Origin of the sequence: Legionella bozemanae (assembly GCF_001648595.1) — a bacterium.
Taxonomy (GTDB): domain Bacteria; phylum Pseudomonadota; class Gammaproteobacteria; order Legionellales; family Legionellaceae; genus Legionella; species Legionella bozemanae.
Map to the genome: position 1 here is coordinate 90,308 of NZ_LBAW01000006.1, position 20,029 is coordinate 110,336.

Consider the following 20,029-nt stretch of genomic DNA (forward strand, 5'->3'; position numbering starts at 1 on the left):
AGTGCACCTTTTTATCGAAGTTTTAAAGTAGCTAATCCGCATAACACAAAAACAACAGTAATAATCCAGAATCTGACAATTATTTTAGGTTCTGACCATCCTTTTAATTCGAAATGGTGATGTAAAGGTGCCATTCGGAATAATCGTTTACCATGAGTGTATTTAAAATAACCTACCTGCAGAATAACAGAAATTGTCTCAATGACGAATAAACCACCCATCATTAATAAAACCAATTCTTCTCTGATAACCACAGCGACAATGCCTAAAGCAGCCCCTAAAGCTAAAGATCCCACATCGCCCATAAACAACTGTGCTGGATAGCTATTGTACCAAAGAAAGCCAAGGCCAGCGCCAACAATCGAAGAACAAAAGATCGTGAGCTCCCCTGTATTGGGAACATAAGGAATCCCCAAATAAGGTGCATAGACCGCGTTACTGGAAGCATAAGCAAAAATACCTAAAGCACCAGCAACCATGACTATAGGCATAATAGCCAAGCCATCTAATCCATCCGTCAAATTTACTGCATTGGAACTTCCGACAATTACAAAATAGCCCAAAACAGGAAATAAAATACCTAAACCAATGGTCAGGGATTTAAAAAAAGGTACAGTTAACTGGGTGTGAACAGGTAAAGTAGCATGCATGTATAAATAAATTACAGCAATAAGCGCAATGACTGATTGCCAAAAATATTTCCACCGGGCAGGCAATCCTTTACTGTTCTTTAATACCAGTTTGCGGTAATCATCGACCCAACCCACTATCCCATTTGCAAGCGTAACCAGAAGAACTAGCCATAAACTGGACTGTTGTAAATCCCCCCAAAGCAAACAACTCACAGTGATTGCTAATAAGATTAAGACCCCTCCCATAGTTGGGGTTCCTGCTTTGGATAAATGGGTTTGAGGACCATCATCTCGTACCATCTGGCCAATCTGCAAACCTCGCAACCAGCGAATCATCATCGGACCACAGAGTAACCCTACAAGAAGTGCGGTCAATGAAGCCAAAATGGATCTGAAAGTTAGATATTGAAAAACTCTTAACGCATGATATTGCCCTTGAAATAGCTGCGTTAGCCAGTAGAGCATAATTGTTCCTCTTGTTTACCCCACACTTATGGGTTTGTTTTAAATAATGCCCAACAGGATAATGGGCCAAAAAAGCGGCCAAGCATACCATAAATCAATACACCATTCAGCATCATACAAAAAAATTTCTTTTGGCTCTTAATTCGGGATTATTGATTGCCATTTAGATTAGACACGCTGGGGCTCCATTCAGTTTATATCAGTTGGTGCACAATTTTTTCCATTGCACTGGATCGAGATCCTTTTACCAAAACAACAGTATCCGGTGATAACTTTTCCACCAGGTTTTGCACCAGTTGTTCTTGGCTAGTAAAATGCTCACCACCAACACCAAATGACTCGGCAGCCAATTTACTATTGGAACCACAGCTAAGTAATTGATCGATCCCCAAGCGGCGCGCGGCAAATCCAACTTCCTGATGGTGCTGGGTCGCCCAAATACCCAACTCACCCATATCCCCAAAAACAAAGATCTTTTTCCCAGGGCGTTCTGCCAATACTTCTAAAGCAGCTAAAACAGAGCGTAAATTTGCGTTGTACGTATCATCGATCACAATAGATTTATTTTTTCCCTCAAGAACGGTTAAACGTCCTTTAACACCGCCAAAGCAACTTAGCCCATGTTGAATTTCTTTTATGGAAATGCCTACAGCATGGCAACACGCCGCAGCAGCCAAGGCATTGCGAACATTGTGTAAGCCAGGAACCTTTAAATGGATATCCACTTGCCCATTAGGTACGATTAAAGAAAACTGGCCACAGCCATTAGCATCCAGCGTCACATCTTGAGCATAAATATCAGCCACATGCTCTAAAGAAAAGCGAAGAACCTTTTTATCAATCAACAACTCATCCCAAAAATGAGCATAAGCATCATCATCATTGACCACTGCAACACCAGCAAGAGATAAACCTTGATGTATTTCTCCTTTAGCACGAGCGACACCATCTATAGAACCAAAACCTTCAACATGCGCTGGAGCAATATTATTAATTAAGGTCACATCAGGATGAACAATCGCCACAGTATGCGCGATTTCGCCTGGATGATTTGCACCCAACTCAAAAACTGCATAACGGTGTTTACTATTCAGCTGTAAAATGCTTAATGGAGCGCCAATATGATTATTTAAATTTCCTTTGGTCGCATGGGAAGGAGGCGGTAAAATAGCAGCAATCATTTCTTTGGTTGTGGTTTTTCCATTGGATCCAGTTAATGCGATGACAGGACAATGTATATTTTGTCGATGCGCAGCTGCTATTTTGGCCAACGCTTGTATCGGATCCGAAACAATAAATTGTGGTATGTGTACTTCATTTACAGCATGACTCACTATCGCCGCTACTGCACCCCGCGTTTCCGCTTCCTTAATAAAATCATGCCCATCAAAGCGTTCACCGCGTATGGCAATAAACAAACTGCCTGGCTTGAGTTCACGGCTATCAGTACAAATACCAGTAAGTTCGGCATTGATCTGACATGGTTGGGCAAGTAATGCAGCAACAGTATTTAGGTTCATAGTATTAAGACATGGCCAAAAGTCTAGTGTACTAACACTTGAGTATAGAGTTCAAGGGGTAGCATAGTAAAAGCGCTCTAACTCTTATTGCTATACCCTTGCAAACAAGTAGGGAGAGAAAATCAATTTTTTAAGAAGCCCGGAATGACAAAAACTGTAGCCTGAATGAAGCGCAGCGGAACCCGGGGATTAAGAAGTATTCATTTCCTGAAACCGGGTTCCGCTGCGGCGCTTCACCCAGGCAATATCGATTATTTATACAGCAGCAGACTCTATATGAGATTGATTAATTTGCAACAGACGATGATAACGAGCAATACGCTCCTCAGTCAGCAGCTGACGCTGATCATCAAGTAAGTGAGCATCCAAACCTTCGCTTAATTGTCTTGCTGTTTCTAACATTACTGCAAATCGCTCAATATCAATACCGGGATTTTTTGAAGAGTGCATATATAAACAAAGGCCGCGTACGCTAAAAGCACCTATATTTTGCAAATCAAAAATCCCTGTCGCAGTTGCTGCCGCCAAGCTGCACAAAACTGGACCTTGGCCATTAGGAAATTGATGACGGTGAAATAATTGACCTTCACCAAAACGTAGACCAGCCGCCAAAACGGTTTGTAATAATTCATATCCAGCAAATTGTCTGTTTTCTTTTGCCAGTAAAAAAATCATCAATGTAAGGGGATTATCTGTTTTTGCCGTAACCTCAACTTCTACTTTAGGTTCTGGTTTGGGTTCAAGCTCTATCCTTAATTTGATTTCCTCTTCATCATCCTGAGGCAGCAAACGTGGTTGTGATGGTTTTGCATTAGGTTTTTGAAATACTTGCAAATCATCATCCACTTTTATTTTATTCTCCATGACTGCAGCGTTGATTTTGCGTACAGCAATGATGTCATCAGGATAATTTTGTGTGTTATCAGGATTCTTTTCAGTTTTTTCCGAACCAGGTTGATAACGTTCTGGACTTAAGCTCTGTCTTCTAGCTTTCATTAAGCGCCCAATTGCTACGATAACACCTATTAACAACAGGACATTAAGAATTAAGCTCCAATTTGCCTGCATCATTTACTCCATAGCCAAAGCTTGTGTTACATCAACCGCAACCAAGCGAGATACTCCAGGTTCACGCATAGTTACCCCAATCAAATGATCCGCCAATTCCATTGTTACCTTATTATGTGTAATAAAAAGAAACTGTACGAATTGTGACATCTCTTTCACTAAAGCGCAAAAACGCCCCACATTTACATCATCTAAAGGTGCATCCACTTCATCTAGCATACAAAAAGGTGAAGGATTTAACTGAAAAATAGCAAAAACTAACGCCACTGCAGTCATTGCCTTCTCTCCTCCAGATAACAAATGAATGGTACTGTTTCGTTTTCCTGGAGGTTGTGCCATTACTACAATACCAGCTTCCAGCAGATTATCACAAGTCAATTCAAGCTGTGCCCTTCCACCACCGAACAGACGTGGAAAAAGTGCTTTGAATGACGAATTGACCTCTTCAAAGGTATTTTCCAGACGCGAGCGGGTTTCTTTGTCCATTTTTTCAATGGCAGTCTCAAGAGTTGCCAACGCTTGATTTAAATCATTATATTGCTCATCCAAATACATTTTACGTTGTTGTTCCGCGGTAAACTCCTCAATCGCAGCAAGGTTAATAGCTCCTAAGCGTTTGATTTTTTCAGAAAGAGCGATTAATTCATCTTCACGCATAACTTGAGTCACACCCACTGGTATTTGTTCAAGTAATGCTTGCGGTAACAGGCCTAACTCATCAAGAGATTCATGTACGGAGCTTGCACGCACCACTAAAGCCTGCTCTTCCATTCGAGTTTGGCTTATTTGTTCTTGGATCCGTTTTACCTCGAAATCACAGTTTAAAATATTTTTCTCACAATCTTCAAGCTCCATCCTGAGCTGTGATAATTGTTCTCTACTTAAATTCAATTGCAATTCTACTTCACTGTGTTTTTGCAATTGTTGGGCAAGTTGCTCCTTGAGCTCTTCTCCAGGTCCTTCAGTTTGCAAACATAGGAGTGCCAGGTTTTCCAAACGCTCCTGTAAAATATTTAACCGCTCTTGCTCTCGCAAAATGCGCTCGTTCAGTTGCTGTATTTTATTTTTTTCTCTATCGTATTCCAACTCTGCATGATGTAGTACAGCGCGAGACTCTTCCAGCTGTTTATTTTTTAATGTCAAACTGTGCATCCATTCTTGCTTTTCATGCAGACACTGTTCTTGTCGTTGCTCAGAGTCACGACATTGCTCTTCTAAAGAATGCAATTCCTCCTTTATAGTGCATTGTTCTACTGCTATTTCTTCTAAAATAAGCTTCAACTCTTCACATTCAAATTCTAAAGCAGCCGCCTGTTTTTCAGCATGAATAATCGCTTGTTCATTGGTATTCAAAGCGAGGCTGTTCGATCTTAGTGCCTCATTACTGGCATTGACATTAAGCTTTTGTAATTCAATTTCTTTTAGGCTTTTTTGCAGTTGTTGATGCGTCTCATCGCGTTCTGCTCTTAAGATGTCAATCTTCTGTTGTAACTCCTGAACAATCACAGATAACTCGGTAATTTTTTGTTGTCGTGCCAATAAGCCTAACTCGTCCTGTGTCTCAGGTGTAACAAATTTCACCCATCCTTGACCTAACCAAAAGCCGTCAGGCGTTATAATGGATTCGTGTTCTTTCAATTCAGGCAACCAGCTTAACGCTTCATCAAAATGTTCCGCAGTATAGATATGCTCCAAAGGACATGCATTTGCTGGGATATCCCCTTTTATTTTATCTATAAGGCGTGGGTAAGACCCTGCGTTAAACGCTCTCTTCTTCAGTGTAACAATATTTTCGCCTTGTTGTTCGCAAATTACTCGTTGCGGCCATAACTCATCAAACGTTTCTAAAACATATGCATGTAATGCTTCATTAAGAACTCGCTCACACGCAAATTGCCATTTCGGTTCAACGTGTAAAATATCCATCAATCTAGGTTTTTCTGACCATTCCTTAATAGGATTTTTATTGTTTTGCATCCCTTGCCGTGCCGCACGCTGAGCTGCCATCAATGCAGCATGTTCACTGTTCGCTCGATGAAAATTATCTTGTAACTCATGCAACTGTTGTTCTATATCTTGCAGCTTTGCGCGTAATTGATCTGTGTTCTCCTGGCTTTGTTTGAGTTGAAACTCATCAAACTCTTGATCTGCAATTAATTTAGTATGCTGCTCTTCTAAGTTTTTTCGAGCCTGTTGTAAATCCGCCATAGAAATCGTTTCTTGCTCTAATTGAAGCTTTTCTAATCTTAAAAGAGTGTGTTGATGTTTCTCTTCTAAATGTTGTGCTTTGACTTGTGTGACTTGGAATTCTCTTTTCAGATTGCTGGCATGAGCCTGGACTTCTTGCCAATGAAGCTCCCATTCGCCCTGCTGTTGTTGTGCATTTTGCCAATTCGCTTCGTGCTCTTTAAATTGAGTCCTTAATTGTTCCAGTCGATTTTCTAGATGATGTGCATTCCCCTGACAATGAAGTAATTCTTCTTTATCGTTTTTAAGTTGTTCTTGTGCAGCTTGCCAATCATTCTGCATTTGCTGTTGGTCATGCTCCAAACGTTTCTTTTCACGCATTTGCTGTTGAATGGTTTCTTCCAAACGTGCAATTTCTGTCCCCAACTGATAGAAACCCGCTTGAATTTGCTGCGTTTGCTCATCCACATCATATAGTGTTTCATTTAAAGTAGCTCGCTCTTTATTGGCTTTGGCTAATGCACTTTGCTGCTGTTCATAACTAACCGCCAATTCTTGTATTTGCCGCTGCTTCACTTCTTGCTGGACAATAAAATCTCGCCATTTGAGTGCGAAAATTTCGGCACGACATAATCGTTCTTCATCTTTGAGAGTAAGATAACGTTCGGCTGCTTTAGCTTGACGCTCTAGACGTTGCAATTGTTTGTCCAACTCGTCTCGAATGTCTGCAATGCGCGTCAGATTTTCGCGTGTATGTTCAATCCGTTGCAATGTCTCACGCCGTCTCTCTTTGTATTTGGAAACACCTGCAGCCTCTTCAAGATGAACTCTTAAGTCCTCAGGCTTGGCTTCAATTAATTGAGAAATAGTGCCTTGTCCAATAATTGAATAACCGCGAGCCCCCGCTCCGGTACCAAGAAAAATATCGGTAATATCTTTACGTCGACAACGACTGCCATTCAGATAATAAGAAGAATCACCATCTCGGGTCACTACGCGCTTTACAGCGATTTCGCCATAACTGGAAAAAGGACCGGTCAAACGTCCAAGACTATTATCAAAAACCAGTTCAACAGAAGCCTGTCCTACAGATTTACGATTGGACGAACCATTAAAAATAACATCAGTCATGGATTCACCACGCAAATTTCGTGCAGAACTTTCCCCCATAACCCAACGTACGGCATCAATAATATTTGATTTTCCACAACCATTAGGGCCCACAACTGCAACCAATTGGCTTGGGAAATGAACCACTGTGGGGTCTACAAAAGATTTAAAACCGGCTAATTTTAATTGCTTCAAATGCATAAGAATGGCAATTTTAAACAAAAATAAGCGGGCATTATAACCGAGGATGGACAGAGTACAAAACCTCTTTCCCAGTTGAGTACGGGATTAAAAATATTATCGAGAAAAAGAAAGTGAAGAAAATTTGATTGACGTAATCAGATCCAGAGGCGCACATGATCTGTTGTCTTTTTAAAATCTAATTACATTGGGTTATACGATAAATCTCTTTCTACATAGCTGCTCACCGAATCCTTTTCGCTTACATGAGAGAAAACACTTAATTTTCTTTGTGTACTTTTTTTATCTCGGTACATTTTCATCACCATAGATTTATCTCTATTATTCAATAAATTATATTCAATTAAATAGTCTAATAATTGGACAACATCCTTAACAGATATTTTTCCTTTATCCTTTCTTTCAAAATGATAGTGCCCTTCATCACTATACTCAGCATTAATTCCTTCGTGGTACTTCAGTTTATTGGTTTCTTCGGTTTCATGGTCAACTACATAAGTAAAAACACAATTGTCATCTTTATCAAGAGCAATAGCCATTTCCATTAAATTCAGTAATTCATTAAATCCATTATAATAAAAAGTTATGTTATCTTTTTTAAAAACAAGAACTTTTATATTCTCAAAAAGTTGGATAACGATATTCGTCATATTATTATGATATGTTATTAGGCAATTAGTTTATTTTATCACATACTCTCGCTAAAATTTAAATTTGCTTTGCATAAAAAAAGCAAGACCTGACCCTAGAGGTATTTACCGAATCTTTAGAACTTTATTATGCGTAATAAATGTAATGCGTATGGGCAGCATATTGCTTTTGTCTGGACTGAGGTAGATACAGTAGAATTCGTAGCTGTATTAAAGATTGATATAATTAAAGTAACATGGCATTAACAACTATTATAATAGGAGTTTGTGGTGAGTAAGGCTTTTACTAAAGAAGATGATGAGTATATCGAACCAGAGCGTCCAGACTTAAAGGTCCCAAGCATCAAAAATTATATGACCCCTATTGGCTTTGCAATGCTGCAGACTGAATTACGCAATTTAGTTAGTAATGAAAGGCCTGAAATTGTGAAAGTAGTAAGTTGGGCAGCGGGTAACGGTGATCGATCGGAAAACGGGGATTACATTTATGGAAAAAAACGTTTACGTGAAATTGACAGACGCATTCGCTATTTGACGAAACGATTGGAAAGTGCGCAGATAGTCGATCCGAAACTTCAAGTCGGTCTTACTCAAGTATTTTTTGGCGCCACTGTCCAATACATCAATGAGGATGGTGAATCTCATTCTGTCAAAATTGTAGGTCTGGATGAAGCAGATATTAATGCAGGAAAAATAAGCTGGGTTTCACCCTTGGCGAAAGCATTATTGAAAGCTAGAGTGGGAGATTGTGTGACCTTACGGGTTAGAGATGGGGAATGTCATTTAACGGTGACCAATATTTCTTATGTCGTCTAATGTTATATTTAAATTCAAAACAAGTTTCATTAATACATTTTGTATAGACTAAAATGAGCTTTCTTCCTATCATAAAGTTTACAAACCCATCAAAATAGGAAAGTCGCTATGGGGACTCATTTGACAAACAAATGAACAAAGATATAATTCTGCCATTTAACAAAAAATGGATAGATTAATGACGCGTTTACTCAATAAATCACTCACCCTAATACTACTTAGTACTGCGTTTCTTTTTTCCACTCCAATTTTTGCAGATCCACCCAATCTGACTTTAGTTAAAAATGAACTCAAAAATTATTATGATTCAGGCCTTTACCAAAAAGAATTAACGCAAGTTATTAAAAAAGCACACAAATATATTCATCAACAAGCCGAAATAAATCAAAAAGAAAAATCACCTAAAAAATTAGCCCTGGTATTAGATATTGATGAAACCAGCTTATCAAATTATAAATATATGATTAAACGTGATTTTGGTGGAAATCATAAGCAATTTCACAAAGACATAATGGCGGCTAATGCTCCAGTAATTAAGCCTATGCTTGCCTTGTATCATGATGCCCGCAAGCATGGGATTAACGTATTTTTTATTACAGGAAGAAATGAAACTGAACGCAAAGCAACAGAGAAAAATTTACAAGAAGCAGGTTATTCTGAATGGTCAGGCCTGTATTTGCGTCCCAATAATTACTCCGCTAAATCGATTACTCCATTCAAATCAAGCACACGAAAAATGATTACAGAAAAAGGCTATACTATCGTAGCATCTATAGGGGATCAGTACAGTGATCTTAAGGGAGGGTATGCTCAAAAGGTATTTAAATTACCCAATCCTTTTTATTACTTACCTTAAATAAGAAGCACACTCTGAAGACTTCTTGCGAAAGTTGTCCACAAATCTCCTAAATTTTTTTAGAGCTATCAGGTACCATTTGATTGGTATCCTGATGGACTATATCTTTTAAAATAAGTGACATTAACAATTGAATTTGTTGCTCATACATTTTTCGATCATATCCCCCTTCTAATCCCCAATATATTTTTTCAATATAATCTTTATTTTCTTGATAGAGTTTAAATATGCTTTCATAAAAATAGGTTAAGTCCTTTGAGTTAAAACGAGTTTTTCGTGCCTCAGCAATCCCCATTAGGTCGCCATCAACATACTTTCCGCAATAAGCTGTTTCTTCTTCATGTGAATCCCAACCTGTGGGTAAAAATAGAGCTACTTTCTGATGATTTGTTTTGGCCTGTTCTATTTGCTCCTCAATTTTCTCTATCGCAAAAACCAAAGCAGGATGTACTAAACTGGGTTTACGTAGAGTAAGACTCAAATCTACTGCATAATATTCTAAATTTCCCCGTTGCCACATGTGAATTTTTTGTCCGATATCTTCTCCACTCTTTTGGAAAGCCTCAGTAATAAACGCATCATCTTGTTGGGGATAAACCCTTGAGTCAAAAACGTCTACATGACATATATCCATATCTGAGGCAGAATTCCATAAAACATCGCATAAACCATTGTCTCGATTTACATCCGTCCCAACAATAATATGCTTCAGTGGTTTACTCGATAAACTTTGCAAGTATTTAATTAATATTGCTGATTTATTTAAAATGCAAAAGCCGCTTCCTTCATCACTAAACGCATGGTGTGAAGGCAAACCAAAAGAAAAATGCACTTTTCCAAAGTGAAATAAAGTCATTGCAATATCTTTAATCAAGACCTCAAATGCTCCTGGTGTAATAAGAATATCCGGAGATAATTGTTTCCATCCTTTTTGTTGCGCTTGAATACAATAAGTAATGAGCTTCTGCAGGTATTCTTGTGTATGTACTGCCAGTAACGCGCGAAGAATTTCATCATTTTCAGGAAATTGAGCAAAAAGTGTCAATGGTGCTTCCGCATCGCCTTTCTTCATTGCGGTAAATAATTGATTCCAGTGCGTAGGTAACGCCACAACATCTGTGGTAACAACAGGTAATGAAGAATCTGTAGATTGATAGTCTTCAATCACCCGCACCATATGCTTTAGCCGTTTCAATTGGTCTTCATCGGCCCCCGCAGGCATGTGATGCATTTGCTCTATATCTTTAGCAGAGGGAATTTGAATACAGCATTCTTGATTTTTTTCTTTATGTACATCAGTAGAGGTCATATGTCTAAAAAAATATTTATGCTTCATCATCATTTACCCATAGGAAAATAAAGAGAAAAAGAAGCTTTGCCGAAAAGCAAAAACTTCTGCCATTTCTCTTAGATTATAGAGTCTGGGTTGATGATGCAATGAGGAAAAAAATCAAGCGTAACTAAATACCATAGCGTTATAGGCTGGAGGTTCGCCATAATTCTCAATGCCTTCTTTAATATCCATAAGCTCTTGAGACAAACCTTTACGTCCTCCTGACTCCATTGCTTTAGGACCTGCAAAAAATGTTAATCCGATCCCAGCCGCAGCCGCTAGAGAAGAAGCAATGCCAAAAACAAATTCTGTTTCAAATAAACTTAGACCTAAAGCAAAACCCCCAGCACTGAGCACGGAACTCGAACCAAAAGTCGTTATAAAACTCACGACGCTGGCACTAATGAGCAATGCCCCAAACACAATAAGAAGACCACCTAAAACTTGTTTGCCAACAGAACTGTTTCCTGATGCATATTCAGCAATCTCTCCTAAACGCTTTGCAGCGTGCTTATCTGCAGGATTAACGAAAACATCATTCAAAATAAGAACCGTGCGTCCATAAAAATGATAATCAATTTCCTCGCTTTTTTGCTTTTTCATTTTTACTTCTGCATCAATTAAATTGACTGCATTGATTATGTGTTTTTGCAGTGCAGTAGGCCGAATAGGCGTATTCTGAGTAATAAAAGCAAATCCATTATTAAGAATTTGTTCTTCTACATTAGGTAAATGGTACTCTTGAATTGCAAAATATCCGGGCATGCTTTGTATATTACTTGCAAACCACGCTTCCGCAGTATAATTCGTTTGCATTGGATATGGCAAATCACCATACTGAGCAACATGAGTGCCTTCAATAAGACTTGCTAAAACCTTCTCAAACGCAGCATCCTTATTTTCTTGTTTTACCTTAAGATACATATCCCATAAAAAACCACACAAACGAAGGTAATTCGCTCGATGGATTTGGTTTGTATAATCAGGATCATATCCTCCGGGATAGAAAGTCAGTTGATTCAAATAGCGAACAGCGAGCAAACCTATACGCACCTGAGGAGAAAGACCGGTCAAATGAGTATCTTCATAATGAATCAGTGCATCCCAAATTTTATTGCTCAAAGCCTGCACTGAGGCCAAAGGATTTTCTTGTAAGGTTTGTAAAAATAATTGAGCAGCAGGAATATGCTCGTTTAACCAAATTCGACGAGAGCGCAATTCATGCAAACTCGCTTGAGCTTCGTTAATTGCACGTTCATAAGGCGCCATACGTCTTTTGAGCGCATCACGCTCCTTGAGTAAACTGTCTAATTTGAATTGCAATTGGTAGGTATTTAAAACCTGCATCGAACTGCCATAAAAATCAACCCTTGGATAGATGGCATTTGAAGGTATGCCCAGATTCATATCAGTCTGCTGTTCTATTAAGGAAATACTTAAATTTAAGGAGTCTAATTGTCTTTGGAAGGATTGGAGATATTGCCTCTGCTCTTTAATGAATTGTGAATTTTCAGTTATCTGCAGCTCGAGTGGAATTAATTCTGCTTGCCAGGAAAAGAGATCCGCGTAATTGTAAACAACAGGATTAGCTGAAGGCATAATGGGTCCTCGCAAGTGGGTTACAGTGTCAATGTGGAGTCGATTATACACGGTGAGAACTATTGATTCAATTATTGCATTTTATACGCAAAAATAATTATATCTTACTGAATTTAATGACAAAATTGAAAATATAAAATTAAAATTTCCATTTTGCTAGAATGACTCTTTTACCCACAGAAGAAGGGGCTGCACGAGCTAAGACCACATCTAAATCACCATTTTTTCAGCTTGGTGTATCGTCTCATTATCTCGTACAGCTAAAAATTGAACTACATCTAAATAACCATAAACATTCACCAATATATAGCGTGTCACCTAGGCAACGAGATACAATAACAAGAGTTCCTAAAAATTTCTAAGGATACATCGGTTAATGAACACCCAAAAGACTTTTGGATCCTATCTTTTTTCATTTATTTTAATTACCGCCATTTTGCTAGGAGGTCTCACTGGCTACTTTTTTGGACCAATTACTTCCTACTTAAAACCTTTTGGGGAAATTTTTCTTAACCTAATTTTTACGGCAATTGTTCCTTTGATTTTTTTTAGCGTTTCTTCGGCTATAGCACGGGTCGGCTCGATGGGCAAACTGGGTAAGATCGCTTTTTATATGACACTAGTATTTTTATTTACCGGAATCATAGCAGCAGTTTGTTCTCTTTTTATTGTCAGCCTGTTTCCCCCTGCTCAAGGCGTTGCCTTACCACTCAGCGTCCCAGAAAAAAACACTGCCTTGAGTTTTTTCGATCAAATTGCGGGTATTTTTACTGTTCCTGAGTTTAGCAAACTTCTTTCGCATCAACATATTTTGGCACTCATTATCTTTTCTATCTTAGTAGGTTTAGCGGCAGCGAATACCAATGAAAAAGGGAAAACATTTATTGATTTTTTAAAAGCAGGCGAAGAAATTTTTATGCGTGTTTTTACTTTAATTATGTATTATGCGCCATTCGGTTTTTTTGCCTATTTTGCTGTTTTGGTTCATGACTTAGGCCCTCAATTGATGGCAAATTACCTCCGGATTGCTATTCTTTATTATACATTTGGAATCATTTATTTTTTTGTTGCTTTCACACTATTCGCCTATTTAGCTGGAAGAATCCAAGGTATAAAATTATTTTGGAACAGCATCTTTCTCCCTGTAGTGACATCAATCGCCACGTGCAGTAGTGCCGCCAGTCTTCCTGCTAATTTAATTGCAGCAAAAAAAATGCGAGTCCCCCCGGAAATTTATGAAACAGTAATTCCTTTGGGTACCATCATTCATAAAGATGGTTCTGTAATAGGCGGCGTTTTCAAGATTGCTTTTTTATTCGGAATCTTTCACTTAAATTTTTCAAGTCTGGGCGTACTGCTTACTGCTCTAGGCGTCTCTTTATTGGTCGGCACAGTAATGGGAGCAATTCCTAGTGGAGGAATGCTCGGGGAATTACTTATACTTAATGTATATGGATTTCCTCCTTCAGTGTTAATAGCAATAGCTGCAATTAGTATTATTATTGATCCTCTTGCGACTATGCTTAATGTAACATGCAACAGCGTGAGCAGTATGCTGATTGCGCGTCTTGTGGAGAGGAAAAAATGGTTAACCTGCGCGTAACCGGATAAGTTACGTACGTTTATTTAAAAGGCAAATTATGAATCAACCCTATAAAAAATTATGGCGCTCCCGTAAAGATCGAAAAATTGCTGGTGTATGCGGTGGCCTAGGAGTTTACTTTGGTGTCGACCCTGTATGGATGAGAATTATTTTTGTAATTTTCTTCCTCATTGGAGGCACAGCACTTATCGCATACCTTCTGCTATGGCTCATTATTCCTTTAGAGCCTGAAGATTGGCAAGATGCATAATTAATCTGAGTTACATGTCTTTGAGTGAGCGCATTGGAGTCGTGAACTATCTAGTCCTATCTCCAAAGTTATTGATTTGAAGCTTAAGCAAGCAATGCTTTGTGAAAGAAGTTCTGTCTCTGGAGATTGTTTTTATAAAAACTTTGGTTTTATAGCCCTGGGAAAACTTCCCAGAGCAAACTTGCTTATAATTCATTTTGAGATAGAGCAAAAGAGCATGCATTTAAAACTGCTGCAATTCTAAGTACAGATTGAACTGCAATTTTATTTAACTCATGCTCCAATAACTGTTTAACGTGTGAGTGGATACACATACCACAGCCATTGATTGCAGATACTGCCAAAGCAAATAACTCAAAGTCAGCTTTGGGGACCCCAGGATTTATCATACCATTCATACGCAAATTAGCAGGAAGAGATGCAAGTTCCTTATTTTCTGCCAAATGTATTGCACGATAATATATATTATTCATTGCCATCAAAGCGGCGGCTGTTTGGACTGCATGATCCAATTCAGCAGTGATATAGAGTGCTCCATCTGCTTTAATGGCATCAATAATACGCCTGTCTTTCAATGTGTAGGCTACAGCTAATGCAACTCCATAAAATTGGGTTTCTGTTAAACCGGATTGTGCCATATTGCCAAATAGATTACTGACATTAAGCCGAATATCTTTAGCAAAATCAGGTATCTCTTGTTTCAACTGTTCTATAGACATATAACGCTCCTTTCCAGAAGCTCCCATGTTTATAAGAACTTCTGAATTATTGTTCAGATTATAATGTTTGACCCCCAATAGGACGGTTACAAGGACATAATTCATCGGTTTGCAGAGCATCCAAAATACGTAATATTTCTTGAGGATTACGACCAACATTTAGCGAATTGACACTCACATGTTGAATCACATTATTTGGGTCAATAATAAAAGTTGCCCTTAAAGCACACCCACTTTCCTCATCTCGAATGCCAAACCCATTAGTTAATTTCCCATGAACATCAGCAAAACTGTATTGATTTAATTTATTTAAATCTTTGTGTTCTCTTCGCCAAGCGAGTTTGACGAATTCATTATCTGTGCTTCCTCCCAGTACTACTGCATCTCTATCGTTAAATTCACCATTTAATTTTGCAAATTCCACAATTTCTGTTGGACATACGAAAGTAAAATCTTTTGGGTAGAAAAAAAGTACTTTCCATTTCCCTGGAAAACTTTTTTCAGTAATCACTTCAAAAGCACTCTCACCATTTTCTTCATGATTATTAAAACCAGGTTTTGCTGCAACAATAGAAAATTCTGGAATTTTTTGACCAACAGTTAGCATAAATTTCTCCTCAGTTCATTTAGTTCAATTAAATTATAGTTATGGTGTATAATTATTTAAAATGAATAAAATAGATAACTTTAATCGGAAAAATCGATGAGCAGATTAACCAGTCTGAAACAGCTGCATTACTTAATTTCACTATATGATCATCAACATTTTGGTCGTGCTGCTGCAGCATGCTTTATTAGTCAATCGACTTTAAGTGCAGCAATTACAAGTCTTGAGGAAACCTTGGAAGCACAACTGCTTGAACGCGATCATAAAACGTTTTTATTTACACCTTTAGGTGAAGAAATTGTTCGTCGCAGTCGACTAATTATTGAACAAAGCAATGACTTAGTGGATTACGCACAAAGCCAAGGAAAAGTAATGCAGGGTAAATTTTATCTTGGGGTCATTCCTACCATTGCTCCTTTTATTTTAAGTGAACTACAAGATCTGTGTCAGCAACTCTATCCAGAACTCACCTTATTCATCAGAGAAGACACTACAGAAAACGTTTTGAACTATTTAAGTGAAGGCAAACTTGACCTTGTCATTTTAGCGCTTCCTTATCCAACCCAAGACTTTCAAACACAAATATTGTGCAAAGATTATTTTAAACTGGTCTTACCTCAAACATGGTCACATAAAGGATTTGACCAAGAAATCAATAAACTCCCTGAAAACAGTATTTTTCTTCTTGAAAAAGAACACTGTTTGACAGGTCATGCATTGCAAGCATGTCAATTAAAAGAAAGCAAAAAAATCAATCATTTTTTTGCTACCAGCTTACATACGCTAATCCAAATGGTCAGCCATCAACCTGGAATTACTTTTTTACCTGATCTTGCGATTAACAGCGGCATTCTTACAGGAACTGATTTAGTCTCACTTCCTTTAAAAACGAATCACGCTTATAGGGAAATTGGCGCAGCCTGGCGCACGACCTCTCATAAAACACAGAATTATATTTTATTAACAGAATTGATTAAGCAGATTGTTATTAAAAAATGTGATGATGATGCTTACCAGCATTAGAGGCTTGAGTTAATTATCCCCATACCTTTAAGCTCGCGAGAGAGAAAGGGAGGGAAACTTAGAGACGCTATAATAATCAAAAAAATTGAAAACAGTAGGAGCAAAACAAAAATAAAATTTTAACATTATTTTAAATGAAGTACGTCATGTATTATAGTGCTCCTAAAAAATTTTGGAGAACATTATGCGGAAATACATCACTTTGATTCTTTACATTCTTCCATTTTTGATATCAATGAATTCTTATGCAGATGCAAAAAAAACTGTTCGTATTCCCCAACTATCCAATGAAAAGGTCTCTGTCTGGACAACGGTAATCTACCCAAATAAAGATCACATTTTAAAAATGCATCGACATGAACACAATAGAGTGATTGTTGCTTTAGATAACGGATTAATAAAAGTGGTTAATAATAAAGGAGCAGAGCATTTCCTAAAATTAGAAAAAGATAAAGCATATTATCTCTCTAAAGATCTCCCTAATGAATTACACACAGATGAAAACATGGGCAAACATCCGATAAAAGTTGTAGTCATTGAATTAAAAAATTAAACGGTTTCGCAAAAGACGCGAAACCGTCAAACGCTCTTTATGATTTTTTGACAGAATTTTTATTTTGAAAACCACAATGATGACCATGGCGAATAGGCAATAAAACACCCAGTTTTTGGTAGGTTTTAAATTGAGTTTGAGCCCATAAAGTACTTATTTTTGCATTAACACTATTTCTCTTTTCCACTAATCTGGATATATCACTCCATTTTGCATTAGGAGTTGCTAATTTACCTCGTATTTGCATACTGAGTGCGCGTTTTTCTTTAATTAATGGAGCCATTTGTGCATGCAGATTTTTCTTGATTTTAGCTAATTCGGAACGTTGTTCTGGGGTTAGCAATTTACCAACATGCTGACGATAATGTCCTGTTTGATTTACAGAAACCACCGTCGCACTGGATGCTGATGGTTGTGCTGTAGCAATTGAGGCGCTCAAGGCCAAGCTACTAATTAATAAAAACCGTTTAATGTTCATTTTACTCTCCTATTGGGTATTAGGTTTCATTAGACCTCTTTCGACACTCGCTGCAGCAAGAGAAATGCGAGGAGACACAAAGCGCAGAACCGGAGTGTACATTCAGTACATGAGGATTCGAGCACCGTATCGACGAAGCAGGTCTTCTCTGTAATAGAGTTTCGAAAGAGGTCTATTGGTAAGTGTAATGAGACAATGTAATAGGAATATGACAAATGCAGTGTTTATTGTAACAGCTCTGTTACAATGCTCAACATAGAGAGGTTTACTGTTATAATGTTGCCTGCGTACATTATTTTACCAGGTGATTCATGAGCCCAAGAAAAAGTCATATATTGATTATTGATGATGATCAAGAAATTACGCACTTGATTAATGATTACCTGATTAAAAATGGTTTTCGAACCACCTGGACCTTGAATGGTTTAAACATCAAGCAATTATTAAGAGAAAATAATTTTGATTTAATCATCTTAGATATTATGCTTCCAGGAATTGATGGATTAAACTTATGCCAAATGATTCGTCAAACTCACAGTATGCCTATTATTATGCTCAGCGCAGCAAACAGCATTGCTGATCGAGTTGCCGGCTTGGAATTAGGAGCTGATGATTACATTTCCAAACCCTTCAGTTCTCGTGAATTACTGGCAAGAGTAAAAGCACAATTACGACGGACTCAGGGCGAATTAGAGCATGATCGTAAAAAACTCACTCCATTACAACAAATACATTTCGATAATTGGATTCTCGATCGCAATACCCATTCTTTAATTGACGAGGAATCTGTCGCTATCCCATTAAGCCAACGAGAATACGAACTGTTGGTCATTTTTTTGGAGCATCCTGGACGTATTTTGAGTCGTGATCAATTAATGGATTTGTTATATGAGAAAGACTGTGATTCACAAGATAGAACAATTGATGTCCTCATCGGCCGTTTGCGTAAAAAAATTGAGCTTGATCCACGTAATCCTCGGTTATTGTTAACAATTCGTGGAGGCGGGTATCAATTCAAAACTAAGGTTGATTTGGTATGAGTCAATTAACCAAAACGGCAAAAAAAACACTGGTGGGACTCATACTAGGCAATCTATTAATCATTTTCTCACTGATGCAATTGGGAAAATATTATTATGAAAACATTCGTTCACCACTTCCTCCCAAAGCAGTGCGCTCATTGACCCATCTTGTTCTATTGTTACAAAAAAACCCTCAAGCGATGTGGCCTTTAATCCTTAGAAATCAAAGTATTTCTTGGGCAGAAATAACCTTATCTCCGCAACCCTTATACAATAAGAATGCGTTGTTAACCTTAAAAGCCCCTGTGCTTTTTAATTTAATGAAACAAAATAAAAAATTGGAATTTTCGGTATTTCTAAAGGAAAATAATTGGTTAAATATTAAAGTGATTTCTTTTTTCCCACGGCAAGCAAACTCAATAGTCAGTTTGTTTCTTATCTTAATAGGCGCTTTGCTTTTCATTAATTATTGGGCTGTTAGATCACTAAATCAACCAATACATACATTAATCCAAAGTCTTCATTATAGTGAACATCAAGACAATTGGTTGCCTATCCCTATAACAGGAAATCAAGATCAAAAAACTATTTTTAAAAAAATTAATGATCTGCAGGAAAAAGTAAATAAACTTTTAGCAAATCGCACTCGAGTGGTCACCGCGATTTCGCATGATCTACGTACCCCCTTAACTCGTTTAAAATTACGTGCTGAATATTTAGAGGATGATCCCAATTACAGCAAAATAATGACCGACATTAATGAGATGGAGCTTATGATCCGAGAAACGCTGGATTATTTTAGAGATGTGAATGTTGAAGAAAAGCCTCAACTTTTTGATTTGGTAGCCCTGCTTTCATCATTAAAGGATGATGCTATTGAATTGAATTATGATGTTAGTTTTACAAGTGAAAGCCCAAAACTGGTGTGTTATGGTACAGTAAATTTACTTAAACGTGCTTTTAATAATCTGATCAATAATGCGGTGCATTATGGCTATAAAGCAATGATTCATCTAATTTGCCTACAAAATAAGGTGGAAATTACTATTACGGATCAAGGCCCAGGATTAGCAGAAGCGGATCTAGAACACGTTTTCTTACCTTTTTATCGTGGCGAAAACTCACGCTCGCGTAGTACAGGAGGTACAGGACTCGGATTAACAATTGCCAGAGAAATTATTCAAATGCATCAAGGCGATATTACATTGACGAATAATTTGCAAGGCGGGTTAAAGGTAATTGTAACGCTACCTCTTAGACCTTCTTAGCATTATATTCAAAAATAATCCAATCACAAAAACAAGGTATTCTGCAGAAAATAAATGATTTTTTTATTA

General features: G+C 37.7%; 18 protein-coding genes. 8 read left to right on the forward strand and 10 right to left on the reverse strand.

The genetic code is table 11. The annotated features are described in order from the left end of the window. Positions 1-11 precede the first annotated feature (11 nt). The 5 genes from mraY to A8O27_RS07115 all read right to left on the reverse strand — a co-directional run bounded on the left by mraY (position 12) and on the right by A8O27_RS07115 (position 7,833). The gene (gene mraY, locus A8O27_RS07095; RefSeq protein ID WP_058458673.1) at positions 12-1,097 is read right to left on the reverse strand and encodes a phospho-N-acetylmuramoyl-pentapeptide-transferase; all 1,086 of its coding nucleotides are present in this window, start codon (positions 1,095-1,097) and stop codon (positions 12-14) included. Between the two features lie 194 nt (positions 1,098-1,291). Further along, positions 1,292-2,617 carry a UDP-N-acetylmuramoyl-tripeptide--D-alanyl-D-alanine ligase gene (locus A8O27_RS07100; RefSeq protein WP_058458674.1) on the reverse strand — a complete coding sequence of 442 codons (1,326 nt, stop codon included), beginning with the start codon at positions 2,615-2,617 and terminating at the stop codon, positions 1,292-1,294. 255 nt (positions 2,618-2,872) lie between these two features. Then, positions 2,873-3,685 (reverse strand): cell division protein ZipA C-terminal FtsZ-binding domain-containing protein, encoded by an 813-nt coding sequence (locus A8O27_RS07105; protein ID WP_058458809.1) that lies wholly within the window; start codon positions 3,683-3,685, stop codon positions 2,873-2,875. 3 nt (positions 3,686-3,688) lie between these two features. After that, a complete protein-coding gene (gene smc, locus A8O27_RS07110; protein ID WP_058458675.1) occupies positions 3,689-7,183 on the reverse strand; it encodes a chromosome segregation protein SMC in 3,495 nt (1,164 codons plus the stop codon). Between the two features lie 182 nt (positions 7,184-7,365). Further along, positions 7,366-7,833 (reverse strand): hypothetical protein, encoded by a 468-nt coding sequence (locus A8O27_RS07115; RefSeq protein ID WP_058458676.1) that lies wholly within the window; start codon positions 7,831-7,833, stop codon positions 7,366-7,368. A gap of 270 nt (positions 7,834-8,103) precedes the next feature. On the opposite strand from A8O27_RS07115, the gene greB reads away from it, so the two are divergent. Continuing rightward, complete coding sequence (gene greB, locus A8O27_RS07120; RefSeq protein WP_058458677.1) at positions 8,104-8,649, forward strand: transcription elongation factor GreB; 546 nt, start codon at positions 8,104-8,106, stop codon at positions 8,647-8,649. A gap of 178 nt (positions 8,650-8,827) precedes the next feature. Beyond that, positions 8,828-9,505, forward strand: a complete 678-nt coding sequence (locus A8O27_RS07125; protein WP_058458678.1) for an HAD family acid phosphatase — start codon at positions 8,828-8,830, stop codon at positions 9,503-9,505. Positions 9,506-9,554: 49 nt separating this feature from the next. Here the strand turns inward: A8O27_RS07125 and A8O27_RS07130 are convergent, their stop codons facing one another. Further along, the gene (locus A8O27_RS07130) at positions 9,555-10,844 is read right to left on the reverse strand and encodes an acetylpolyamine aminohydrolase (protein WP_115684329.1); all 1,290 of its coding nucleotides are present in this window, start codon (positions 10,842-10,844) and stop codon (positions 9,555-9,557) included. 111 nt (positions 10,845-10,955) lie between these two features. Beyond that, complete coding sequence (locus A8O27_RS07135) at positions 10,956-12,437, reverse strand: hypothetical protein (RefSeq protein WP_058458679.1); 1,482 nt, start codon at positions 12,435-12,437, stop codon at positions 10,956-10,958. Between the two features lie 376 nt (positions 12,438-12,813). Here A8O27_RS07135 and A8O27_RS07140 point away from each other — a divergent pair, with 376 nt between their 5' ends. After that, the gene (locus tag A8O27_RS07140; protein WP_058458680.1) at positions 12,814-14,040 is read left to right on the forward strand and encodes a dicarboxylate/amino acid:cation symporter; all 1,227 of its coding nucleotides are present in this window, start codon (positions 12,814-12,816) and stop codon (positions 14,038-14,040) included. 37 nt (positions 14,041-14,077) lie between these two features. Further along, positions 14,078-14,290, forward strand: coding sequence for a PspC domain-containing protein (locus tag A8O27_RS07145; RefSeq protein WP_058458681.1), 213 nt, complete (start codon positions 14,078-14,080; stop codon positions 14,288-14,290). Between the two features lie 185 nt (positions 14,291-14,475). On the opposite strand, the gene A8O27_RS07150 is transcribed toward A8O27_RS07145, so the two are convergent. Then, positions 14,476-15,009 (reverse strand): carboxymuconolactone decarboxylase family protein, encoded by a 534-nt coding sequence (locus A8O27_RS07150; protein WP_058458682.1) that lies wholly within the window; start codon positions 15,007-15,009, stop codon positions 14,476-14,478. Positions 15,010-15,067: 58 nt separating this feature from the next. Continuing rightward, positions 15,068-15,616, reverse strand: coding sequence for a peroxiredoxin (locus A8O27_RS07155; RefSeq protein ID WP_058458683.1), 549 nt, complete (start codon positions 15,614-15,616; stop codon positions 15,068-15,070). Positions 15,617-15,712: 96 nt separating this feature from the next. Between A8O27_RS07155 and A8O27_RS07160 the strand changes: the two genes are divergently transcribed. Together A8O27_RS07160 and A8O27_RS07165 are read left to right on the forward strand one after the other, a co-directional pair. Continuing rightward, on the forward strand, positions 15,713-16,639 hold the full coding sequence (locus A8O27_RS07160) for a hydrogen peroxide-inducible genes activator (RefSeq protein WP_058458684.1): 927 nt from the start codon (positions 15,713-15,715) through the stop codon (positions 16,637-16,639). A gap of 184 nt (positions 16,640-16,823) precedes the next feature. Then, positions 16,824-17,192, forward strand: coding sequence for a cupin domain-containing protein (locus tag A8O27_RS07165; RefSeq protein WP_058458685.1), 369 nt, complete (start codon positions 16,824-16,826; stop codon positions 17,190-17,192). 37 nt (positions 17,193-17,229) lie between these two features. Here A8O27_RS07165 and A8O27_RS07170 read toward each other — a convergent pair whose 3' ends face one another. Then, a complete protein-coding gene (locus A8O27_RS07170; RefSeq protein ID WP_058458686.1) occupies positions 17,230-17,670 on the reverse strand; it encodes a Spy/CpxP family protein refolding chaperone in 441 nt (146 codons plus the stop codon). A 311-nt stretch (positions 17,671-17,981) separates the two neighbouring features. Between A8O27_RS07170 and A8O27_RS07175 the strand changes: the two genes are divergently transcribed. Both A8O27_RS07175 and A8O27_RS07180 read left to right on the forward strand, forming a co-directional pair. After that, a complete protein-coding gene (locus A8O27_RS07175) occupies positions 17,982-18,710 on the forward strand; it encodes a response regulator transcription factor (RefSeq protein WP_058458687.1) in 729 nt (242 codons plus the stop codon). After that, entirely contained in the window at positions 18,707-19,960 is a 1,254-nt protein-coding gene (locus tag A8O27_RS07180) for a sensor histidine kinase (protein ID WP_058458688.1), read from the forward strand. The genes A8O27_RS07175 and A8O27_RS07180 overlap by 4 nt, the downstream gene beginning before the upstream one ends. The last annotated feature ends 69 nt before the right edge of the window (positions 19,961-20,029 follow it).